The 10080-nt window shown below is 63.6% G+C and carries 8 protein-coding genes and 1 pseudogene; 6 read left to right on the top strand and 3 right to left on the bottom strand.

The window, feature by feature from the left end; all coding sequences use genetic code 11:
• Together AC630_RS36330 and AC630_RS36325 are read right to left on the bottom strand one after the other, a co-directional pair.
• Positions 1–588: cysteine rich repeat-containing protein (locus tag AC630_RS36330; RefSeq protein WP_074123205.1), on the bottom strand; the 588-nt coding region annotated here is incomplete at its 3' end.
• 153 nt (positions 589–741) lie between these two features.
• Positions 742–1742 (bottom strand): annotated as a pseudogene (locus tag AC630_RS36325) (NADP-dependent oxidoreductase).
• A gap of 211 nt (positions 1743–1953) precedes the next feature.
• Between AC630_RS36325 and AC630_RS36320 the strand changes: the two are divergent.
• Complete coding sequence (locus AC630_RS36320; protein WP_074123204.1) at positions 1954–3249, top strand: dicarboxylate/amino acid:cation symporter; 1296 nt, start codon at positions 1954–1956, stop codon at positions 3247–3249.
• A 12-nt stretch (positions 3250–3261) separates the two neighbouring features.
• Positions 3262–4182, top strand: coding sequence for an amino acid ABC transporter substrate-binding protein (locus tag AC630_RS36315; protein WP_074123203.1), 921 nt, complete (start codon positions 3262–3264; stop codon positions 4180–4182).
• Positions 4183–4456: 274 nt separating this feature from the next.
• Here AC630_RS36315 and AC630_RS36310 read toward each other — a convergent pair whose 3' ends face one another.
• Entirely contained in the window at positions 4457–5386 is a 930-nt protein-coding gene (locus AC630_RS36310) for an ATP-grasp domain-containing protein (RefSeq protein ID WP_074123202.1), read from the bottom strand.
• A gap of 375 nt (positions 5387–5761) precedes the next feature.
• Between AC630_RS36310 and AC630_RS36305 the strand changes: the two genes are divergently transcribed.
• The 4 genes from AC630_RS36305 (at position 5762) to AC630_RS36290 (ending at position 9982) form a co-directional block, all read left to right on the top strand.
• Positions 5762–6535, top strand: coding sequence for a ferredoxin--NADP reductase (locus tag AC630_RS36305; RefSeq protein WP_074123201.1), 774 nt, complete (start codon positions 5762–5764; stop codon positions 6533–6535).
• A 383-nt stretch (positions 6536–6918) separates the two neighbouring features.
• Complete coding sequence (locus AC630_RS36300; RefSeq protein WP_245330627.1) at positions 6919–7791, top strand: patatin-like phospholipase family protein; 873 nt, start codon at positions 6919–6921, stop codon at positions 7789–7791.
• A gap of 217 nt (positions 7792–8008) precedes the next feature.
• Positions 8009–9634 (top strand): FMN-binding glutamate synthase family protein, encoded by a 1626-nt coding sequence (locus tag AC630_RS36295; RefSeq protein WP_074123206.1) that lies wholly within the window; start codon positions 8009–8011, stop codon positions 9632–9634.
• A gap of 108 nt (positions 9635–9742) precedes the next feature.
• Complete coding sequence (locus tag AC630_RS36290) at positions 9743–9982, top strand: PilZ domain-containing protein (protein ID WP_074123200.1); 240 nt, start codon at positions 9743–9745, stop codon at positions 9980–9982.
• Positions 9983–10080 lie beyond the last annotated feature (98 nt).

The raw sequence follows: 10080 nt of genomic DNA, 5'->3' as shown, positions 1-10080 counted from the left end.
TGCGCCCGCAGGCGCTGCGGTTGCTGCTGCGCCGCCGCCACCGGCCGCGGCGCTCACGGCCTTCGCGCAGGCGGCCGACACCTTCGCCTTGTTCTTCTCCAGGCATTCGAGCGCGGGCGCGCCGCCCGGCGGCACGCCGGCGCAGACCTTGGGATAATCGGCGCGGCAGGCGCTCTTGACCGCCGCGACCTGCGCGCTGCTCGGCTGTTTTGGCGCAGCGGCCTTCGGCGCGGCTGCGGCGGCCGGTTTGGCCGCCGGTTCAGCGGCCGGCGCCGCTTCGGTCTTTGCCGGTTCAGACTTGGCCGGCGCGGCTTCGGTCTTGGGCGCAGCCGCGGGCTCGATCGCGCGCACAGCGCTCTGGCATCCCGATGACAGGCTGGACACGTGGCTCTGGAGACATTGCAACGATGCTTCGCCGCCGGGCGGGACTCTGGCGCAATGCGTCTCGTAGTCTGATCGGCACGAAGAGCGGATAGCGGCCTTCTGCGCGTCGGTTGGCATCTGCGCGAATGCGCGTGTTGCAGCCGCGAAGAGTGCCGCCGCCAGCAGCGCTTTTCGCGTCGAAATATGTTTCAACGTGTTGAACATCTGAGTGAATCCTGCCCTGTCGGGAACGCCGACGGAAAATCAATGTGATGCAAATGTAATTGTCGCGAATAATACCTCGCGTGCGGCATCATTGGCCGCTTTGCCCGCTACCGCAAGTAGATTATGCCGGCGAAGTTGCGAGCAACTACATCGTCAAAGCTTGACCATCCGCTTGCCGCGGTTCTCGCCCGCAAGCAATCCGATCAGCGCTTTCGGTGTGTTCTCCAATCCATCGATGATATCTTCCTGCACCTTCAGCTTGCCGGACTTGACCCAGGCCTGCAGCTCGGCGAGCGCGCGCTGGCTCTCCTTCATGTAATCCATCACGATGAAGCCCTGCATGACGAGCCGCTTCACCACGATCAGCCCGGCACGCCGCGCGGGCCGTGCGCCGACGGCACGCCGTCATATTGCGAGATCGCGCCGCAGCAGGCGATGCGCCCGTAATTGTTCATCTGCGGAATGCAGGCTTCGAGAATGTCGCCACCGACATTGTCGAAATAGACGTCGATGCCTTTCGGCGCGGCTGCACGCAACGCCCTGAACACCGCGCCGTCCTTGTAGTCAACGGCGGCGTCGAAGCCGAGCTCGGAGGTCAGCCAGCTGCACTTGTCGGCGCCGCCGGCGATGCCGACCACGCGGCATCCCCGGATCTTGGCGATCTGACCGACGATCGAGCCGACCGAGCCTGCGGCCGCCGAAACCACGACGGTCTCGCCCTCCTTGGGCTTGCCAACCTCCAGCAAGCCGAAATAGGCGGTGAGGCCGGCAATGCCGAACACGCTGAGCAGATGTGTCATCGGCTCCAGCTTCGGCATTTTTGTGAGATGCTTCGCCGGCACCGCGGCAAACTCCTGCCAGCCGGTGTCGCCGAACACGATGTCGCCGGGCGCAAGATCCGGCGCTTTCGAGCTGACGACCTCGGCGATGGCGCCGCCGGCCATCACGCTGTTGGCTTCGACCGCGGAGCGATAGGTCGCGCCGTGCATCCAGGCGCGGTTGGCGGCGTCGAGCGAGATGTAACGCACGCGCAGCAAGGCCTCGCCGTCCTTCGGCTCGGGCATCGCGCCCTCGACCATCTTGAAGTGCTCGGAACCGAGCTTGCCGCTGGGCTTTTCAACCAGAACAACCTGGCGATTGATGCTGCCGCTCATGGCGTCTCCCTCCTAGCGTGTTTGACGGTTATTGATGCAGCCGCCGCAAGGAAAACGTGCAGGCCACATTCGTTGTGCGCTGCGTGAAAGCTAGATCGCCGGCTTCAGTTTCGCAACGGGAACATCTCGCCGTCGCGAGTGCACGCCAAGCGTGTTGCTTCGTCGTCGTATCTGCGACATCATGAAGCGCCGGTGTACGCGGGGGTAAGCTATGTCGAACAGGTTTACGCAATACATTCTGGCCGCGATGGTGCTGGGCATCGTGATGGGCTCGGCGATCTACAACTTCCTGCCCGATACGCGAGCCGACTGGGCCTCGTCCATCAACCTGATCGCCATGATGTTCCTGCGCCTGATCAAGATGATCATCGCGCCGCTGGTGTTCGCGACCTTGGTCGGCGGCATCGCCCATATGGGCTCGGGCGCCAAGCTCGGACGCATCTTCGCCAAGACCATGGGCTGGTTCATCAGCGCCTCCTTCGTTTCGCTGATGCTGGGCCTCATCATGGTCAATCTGCTTCAGCCCGGCGCGAATTTCCCCGGCACGCTGCCTGACAAGGCGCAGTCGACCGGCCTTCCCGTTTCGGCCTTCTCGATCGAGAAATTCCTGACCCATCTGATCCCGACCTCGATCGCGGACGCGATGGCGCAGAACGAGATCCTCCAGATCGTGATCTTCGCCGTGTTCTTCTCGGTGGCGATGGGCGCGATGCCCGAGCGCTCCAAGCCGATCCTGGCACTGATTGACGACATCTCCCACATCATGCTCAAGGTCACCAGCTACGTGATGCTGTTCGCGCCGCTCGCGGTCTGGGCCGCCATCACCGCGACCGTGGCCAGGAACGGCCTGCTGGTGCTCTGGAAGCTCGTCGTCTTCATGGGCGGCTTCTATCTCTCGCTTCTGCTCCTGTGGGGCATCCTTGTCATCGTCGGCTTCATCGTGATCGGGCCGCGATACAGTCATCTATTGCAGCTGATCCGCGAGCCGCTGATGATCGCGTTCTCGACCGCGAGCTCGGAAGCGGCCTATCCGAAGACGCTGGAGGGGCTCAACCGCTTCGGCGCCTCGTCGCGGATCTCGAGCTTCGTGCTGCCGCTCGGCTACTCTTTCAATCTCGACGGCACGATGATGTACTGCACTTTCGCCAGCATCTTCATTGCGCAGACCTACCACATCGAGATGTCGCTTGCGACGCAACTCGCCATGCTGGCAACGCTGATGATCACCTCGAAGGGCGTCGCCGGCGTGCCGCGTGCCTCGCTGGTGGTGATCGCATCTACGCTCGCCCAGTTCGGCATTCCTGAGGCGGGCCTGTTGATGATCATGGGCATCGACACCTTCCTCGACATGGGCCGTAGCGCCACCAACGTGATCGGCAACTCGCTCGCGACCGCGGTGGTCGCGAAGTGGGAGGGCGAGCTCGGGCCCGAGCACGCGTTGGGACCGGGCGAGGCCGTGCCCGGCGACATGGTGCCCGGCGAAGTGCCCGCGATGGCCGGCCATTGACGGGAGTGCGTCATGCGCCTTTCAACGGCGATTTCGAGCAGCCTGTTGCTGGCAGCGTGTCTGCTGGCAACCGGCGCCTTGGCTCAGACCGCCGGCAGCGAAGGGCTTAGCCCGACGCTGTCGGCCATCAAGAGCAGCCACACGGTGCGGCTCGGCTATCGCGAGAGCTCGCCGCCGTTCTCCTTCCTCGACCAAGCCAACCGTCCAATCGGCTACAGCCTCGAGCTCTGCGAGGCCATCGTCGAGGAGATCGGCGTCGAGGTCGACGATCCCGACCTGAAGATCGACTACGTCAAGGTCACCTCGGATGACCGTATCGATGCCGTGCTGCAGAACAAGATCGACCTGGAATGCGGCTCGACCACGGCCAACGCCGAGCGTGGCAAGCGCGTCGCGTTCTCGCCCCTGATGTTCGTCGCCGGCACCAAGCTGATGGTGCCAAAGGCGTCCAGCGTCCAGTCGCTGACCGATCTGAAGGGCAAGACCATCGTGGTGACGAAGGGCACCACCAACGAGCAGGCGATTCAGGCGGCCGACAAGAAGTTCTCTTTGGGGCTGAACATCGCCGTCGGCGCCGATCACGAACAGTCCTACCAGATGCTCGTCGACGGCAAGGCCGATGCGTTCGCGACCGACGACATCCTGCTTTACGGCCTGATCCTGCGCCACAAGGCGCAGGACAAGTTCCGCGTCACCGGCGATTACCTGTCCTACGATCCTTACGGCATCATGTTCAGGAAGGGCGAGCCGCAACTCTCAGCCGTGGTCGAGCGCACGTTCCGCAAGCTCGGCTCCAACCACGACCTCGTCCCGCTCTACAACAAATGGTTCACCGCGCGGCTTCCGACCGGCGAACGGCTGAACGTGCCGATCTCGCTGCAATTGGAAGAGGCGTTCAAGGCAATGGACGATTCCGCGAGCGCGAATAATTAGAGCGATTTGTGTTTCCAGCGTTCGCGCCGCGATCTCGCTGCACCCTCTCCCCTTGTAGGCCCCTTGTGGGAGAGGGTGGCTCGCCGCGGAGCGGCGAGATGGGTGAGGGGTCTGCCTCCGCAAGTTCTGCTCTCATTTCATTTCGCGGAGACAGACCCCTCATCCGGCGCCATAGCCGAAGCTTTGCTTCGGCGTTCTCAAGAACGGCGGCCGAAGGCCGCCTATGCCACCTTCTCCCACAAGGGGAGAAGGGATTGCACCACATACGTAGTGCTCAGCGCGGCTCGCCAAACACCCGATCCAGCGCCGCATCGTACGTCGCCTGCACCAGCTCCGGATGCAGCTTCGCGAGCGCCTCCATCATCACGCCGGAATTGATCTCGAGCACACGCCACTCGCCATCCACACGGACCAGGTCGATCGACGCGAAGGCGATACCGATGGCGTTGGCGGCGTCGATGGCGATCCCAGTGCACTCCCCGCGCACCTCACCATCTTCGATGAGAAGGGGTCGCGCGCCGGCGTCGAGATTGTGCCGCCAGTTCAAGATGCGCAGCTCGCCCTTCGGGACGATCGCGTTCACCTCGTGCGCGGTGAGCTCGCGGAGCTGCCAGTCGTGTCCCGCCCTAGTGGCGAGTTCATGCAATGTATGCTCCCCGTCGCCAACGACCGACGGGCGCTCCTTGCGGTAGACGATCATCGGCCTGCAATCGAGCAGGATCACGCGGACCTCGTTCTCGATCTCGACATAAGGCGCGATCACGAGGCCGAGGCTCGATGAAAAAACCTCGGTCACGGCGCGATCGAGTTCGTCACCGTTTGTCGCTTTGAACACCGCGCGCCCCGATGTCCCCTCGTTCGGCTTCACCACGACACCTTGCGGGTTCTGCGCGAGCAGCGCCAGCATCGCTTCACGCCAATGGGCGCCGGCGACATGCGCGCCCATGCTCGGATTGAGGAAGAGGTGATGGGGGACGCAGGGCACGCCCGCCAGCGCCAGCGCCTCGGCGGTGGCCGATTTGTCGTTGGCGAGGCGGTGGGCGATGGCGCTGTTGAGGCCGATGTCGTAGCCGAAGGCGAAGCGGCGCGTCCCGTCCCGGCGCATGACGATCAGCCAGCCGCCGGAGCGGACGTCGACCGCGATGCCGTGGTTCGCGCAATAGCGCCGGATCGCCTGGATGAAGATGCGTTCGCCGCCTGCCATGTGCTTCAGTCGTTCCTGTCGCCAAAAGCCGCAAAAATGCGGGAAACGGCGCCAAACCGGGGTGAAAATCAGAGCTATTCTTAATGAAATTCTCGCGAGCGCGCCGGAAATTAAGTGCTGCAATCAAGCCCTGGAGGGAAAAGAAATTGCACTCCGCGCGCGCCCGGGAGCAGATTCATTAATGATGTGACCATTTCCGCCGCAAATGCCGGTTTGACCGGCATCAATTGCATCCGGACCGAGGTTGATTATTGGTCTCAATGGCGTAGATCACACACGTGAAATCCTCCGCCATGGCAAATGGTGTCCGCCTCGTTTCCGGGGCCGGGCAACGCTTTTGTTCTAAAACCGCAATTATTCGGAATATCGAAAATCATGAGCGCGTTTTACCGAGAGAAGGTCCTTTCGGTCCAGCACTGGACCGACACTTTGTTCAGCTTCCGCGCCACGCGCGATACCGGCTTCCGCTTCCAGAACGGCCAGTTCGCCATGATCGGCCTCGAGGTCGACGGCCGCCCGCTGCTGCGCGCCTACAGCATGGCGAGCGCCAATCACGAGGAAGAACTCGAGTTCTTCTCGATCAAGGTCCAGGACGGTCCGCTGACCTCGCGCCTCCAGAAGATCAAGGAAGGTGACACCATCCTGGTCGGCCGCAAGGCGACCGGCACGCTGATCACCGACAATCTCATCCCCGGCAAGCGGCTCATGCTGCTCTCGACCGGCACCGGACTCGCGCCGTTCGCGAGCCTGATCAAGGACCCCGAGGTGTACGACCAGTTCGACAGCATCGTGCTGGTGCATGGCTGCCGTCAGGTCTCCGAGCTCGCCTATGGCGAGAAGCTCGTCGCCGGCTTGCGCGAGGATGAGCTGTTCGGGCCGCTGCTGTCGGAGAAGCTCGTCTATTATCCGACCGTGACCCGCGAGCCGTTCCGCAACCGCGGCCGCATCACCGACCTCATCAACTCCGGGCAGATCTTCAACGACATCGGCCAGGGTCCGCTCGACATCGCAACCGACCGCATCATGATGTGCGGCAGCCCGGCGATGCTGGAAGAGCTGAAAGTGATGTTCGAAGGCCGCGATTTCATCGAGGGCTCCGGCAACAAGCCCGGCCACTTCGTGATCGAGAAGGCGTTCGTCGAGCGGTAAGCGCCGCTCGCCAGGGCTAACTCCCCTGTCGTCCCGGACAAGCGAAGCGCAGATCCGGGACCCCCGCGCGAGCGCTTCCCCTCGTCGCGATAACCACAGGCTGCGGTTTGGCGAAGGCTCGTGGTTATCTGCTCGCGCTAAAACTCCTCCCTGGGGTTATGGGTCCCCGCGCCCGTGCGCGATTGCGCACTAGGCGGGGACGACAGTTGAGAGTGGGGCTCGCGTCTTGACTCACACTCGCTAACTGCCCTCCTTCCCCGCTCACCTTCCTCCCCCCGACTTTGTTATTGGCGCCGCTCGTGCGGGCGCTGCTATAAGCTCGCGCCAAAATCTCGCCACGATGTTGCAATGCGAGAGCTGGGGGAGCTGTGCACGTCTTGTCCGTGATCGACCATGGCCGTCCGCCGAAACCGACCGCCTTCGTGCTAGCGGGCGGCGGCAGTTTCGGGGCGATCCAGGTCGGCATGATGCATTCGCTGGCCAAGCACGGGGTCGTTGCCGATCTTGTGGTCGGCTCCAGCGTCGGTGCGATCAACGGCGCCTATTATGCCGGCGATCCCTCGCTCAAGGGCGTGCTCGGGCTTGAAGCGGTCTGGCGTGGCCTGAAGCGTCATCACGTCTTCCCGGTCACGTGGCGAAGCCTCGCCGGATTCATGTGGCGGCGGGATTTCCTGATTCCCCATGACGGCATCCGCAAGCTGGTCGAGGACCATCTGCCCTATCGCAACCTCGAGGATGCCGCGCTGCCCGTGCACATCGTCGCCACCGATTTCCTCTCGGGCGACAGCGTGGTGCTGTCGGAAGGGCCGGCGGTGGAAGCCATCCTGGCGTCCACCGCGATCCCCGGCGCCTTCACGCCGGTCCACTACCGCAATCGGTTCCTTGCCGACGGTGCGATTTCGTCGAACACCCCGGTCCGGGTCGCGGTCGCGAAAGGAGCAAAACGGCTCGTCGTGCTGCCGGCCGGGCATGCTTGTGCGGTCGAGCATCCCCCGGTGGGGGCCGTCGCCAACGCCCTGCATGCGCTGACGCTGCTGATCGCGCGGCAGTTGGTGGCGGAGCTCGAAGGGCTCGCGTCCGACATCGAATATGTCGTGGTGCCGCCGCTTTGTCCGCTGGTCGGGTCACCTTACGATTTCTCGCGTACCGACGAGCACATCGCGCGTGCTATCGCGGGCACCGATGCCTGGCTGGCGCAGGGTGGTCTCGACCGGCACGGCGTGATCCCGCACGAGGCCCAGCCGCACAGTCACTGATTTGTCATTTCATTTGAAGCTATTGCACTGCAAAAGGCGCGGCCTGGATGGATTGATTTGCAGCATCCGGATTCGGTAGCCTCAGGACAGGTCCGCGTCATATCCATCGACGTGGGGCGGGCGTGTCGTACCCCGTCATTCTGACTGGAGGGATGTGGTCGTGGCCCACGATAACAAGATGCACAATCAGCCCAGGGGCCCCCTCGAAGAGGGGATCATGGAAACCCTGCTCCTTCCGTTCTCGCCGCGCTACATCATCCTGACGATCTGCACGGTGGTCACCGCACTTCTGATCGGTATCGGCATTGCCGATCGAAAGGCCTTCGACATCCTGATCACTCCGATCGTGATCTTCGGCGGGCTGACGCTGCTCGGCGTGCGAGATCTCCTGCAAAAAGGTCACGCGGTCCTGCGCAATTACCCGATCTCGGCGCATATCCGCTTCCTGCTCGAGGAGATACGGCCCGAGATGCGGCAGTACTTCTTCGAGAGCGAGAAGGACGGGATGCCATTCTCGCGCGACATCCGGGCGGTGGTCTATCAGCGCGCCAAGATGCAGCTCGACAAGCGGCCGTTCGGCACGCAAGAGGACGTCTATCGCGAGGGCTATGAGTGGATGCATCACTCGGTCGCGCCGAAGGCGCACGCCGCGGAGAAATTCCGCGTCATGATCGGTGGTCCGGAATGCACCAAGCCCTATTCGGCCTCGGTGTTCAACGTCTCGGCAATGAGCTTTGGCGCGCTCAGCCCCAATGCCGTGCGTGCGCTCAATGCCGGCGCGAAAAAGGGCGGCTTTGCGCACGACACCGGCGAGGGCGGCGTCAGCCCCTATCATCGTGAGATGGGCGGCGACATCATCTGGGAGATCGGCTCCGGCTATTTCGGGTGCCGTCATCTCGACGGCACCTTCGATCCGGAAGCGTTCGCGCGCGTCGCCACCGAAGACCAGATCAAGATGGTCGAGCTCAAGATCAGCCAGGGCGCCAAGCCGGGCCATGGCGGCGTGCTGCCGGCGGCGAAGGTCTCGGAGGAGATTTCCAAGATCCGCGGCGTCTCGATGGGTGAGGATTGCATCTCGCCGGCCTCGCACCGCGTCTTCTCCACGCCGACCGGCATGATGCAGTTCATCGCGGAGATGCGCCGCCTCTCCGGCGGCAAGCCGGCCGGATTCAAGCTGTGCATCGGCCATCCATGGGAGTTTCTGGCGATCTGCAAGGCGATGCTGGAGACCGGCATCTATCCGGATTTCATCGTCGTCGACGGCAATGAAGGCGGCACCGGCGCCGCGCCGCTGGAGTTCATGGATCATCTGGGCATGCCGATGCGCGAGGGCGTCAATTTCGTCCACAACGCGCTGGTCGGCATCAATGCGCGCGACCGCATCAAGATCGGTGCGTCCGGCAAGATCGCCACCGCCTTCGACATGGCGCGGGCGATGGCGCTCGGCGCCGACTGGTGCAATTCGGCGCGCGGTTTCATGTTCTCGCTCGGCTGCATCCAGTCGCTGAGCTGCCACACCGACCGCTGCCCGACCGGGGTTGCGACGCAGGACCCGACGCGTGCGCGCGCACTCTACGTGCCGCTCAAGATCGACCGCGTGCACAACTACCACCACGCGACGCTGCACTCGCTGACCGAGCTGATTGCCGCGGCCGGGCTGACGCATCCGCAGGAGCTGCGCCCGATCCACTTCACACAGCGTAAGTCGACGACCGACGTGAAATCCTTCGCGCAGCTCTATCCCGCGCTACGCCCGGGCGAACTGCTTCAAGGCACGGAAGATCCGCGGTTCCGCGACGCCTGGCGGATGGCGCGGGCAGAGACGTTTCAGCCGGCGCTGTGAAGCGTTGGTCCACCGACGATACCGCCCGTGCCCCGCGGCAGCGCAAATTCGCAGGGGGCCGGCGCCGCATCTTAACGTCTGTGTCAGCTTCGGGTGTAAACTGGCCCCATGGACGAGCGACGCAATAACGCCAGGCACCGCGTATTAAAGGCCGGAACCATCGAGTTCGGCGGCGGCGCGATCGACTGCACCGTCCGCAATTTCTCCGACACCGGCGCTGCCCTCGACGTCACCAGCCCGGTCGGCATCCCCGAGCATTTCACCCTGTTCGTCCAGGCCGACGGAACGCACCTGTCCTGCACGGTGGTCTGGCGCAAGGAAAAGCGGATCGGGGTGAGGTTCGGGTGAGCCCCAGTTTGATGCGAGCTTGAGCCGCAAACTCCGATGTCGTCCCGGACAAGCGAAGCGCAGATCCGGGACCCATACTCACAGGATTGCGTTTGACG

Origin of the sequence: Bradyrhizobium sp. AS23.2 (genome assembly GCF_001908185.1) — a bacterium.
Lineage (GTDB): Bacteria > Pseudomonadota > Alphaproteobacteria > Rhizobiales > Xanthobacteraceae > Bradyrhizobium.
This window is presented reverse-complemented; position numbering and strand designations above follow the sequence as displayed.

What these genes read in the sequence shown, in the direction of transcription:
- AC630_RS36320 (WP_074123204.1), top strand. Translation starts at nt 1,954, where the DNA reads ATGTCGAACAGGTTTACGCAATACATTCTGGCCGCGATGGTGCTGGGC.
- AC630_RS36315 (WP_074123203.1), top strand. Translation starts at nt 3,262, where the DNA reads ATGCGCCTTTCAACGGCGATTTCGAGCAGCCTGTTGCTGGCAGCGTGT.
- AC630_RS36310 (WP_074123202.1), bottom strand. Translation starts at nt 5,386, where the DNA reads ATGGCAGGCGGCGAACGCATCTTCATCCAGGCGATCCGGCGCTATTGC.
- AC630_RS36305 (WP_074123201.1), top strand. Translation starts at nt 5,762, where the DNA reads ATGAGCGCGTTTTACCGAGAGAAGGTCCTTTCGGTCCAGCACTGGACC.
- AC630_RS36295 (WP_074123206.1), top strand. Translation starts at nt 8,009, where the DNA reads ATGGAAACCCTGCTCCTTCCGTTCTCGCCGCGCTACATCATCCTGACG.
- AC630_RS36290 (WP_074123200.1), top strand. Translation starts at nt 9,743, where the DNA reads ATGGACGAGCGACGCAATAACGCCAGGCACCGCGTATTAAAGGCCGGA.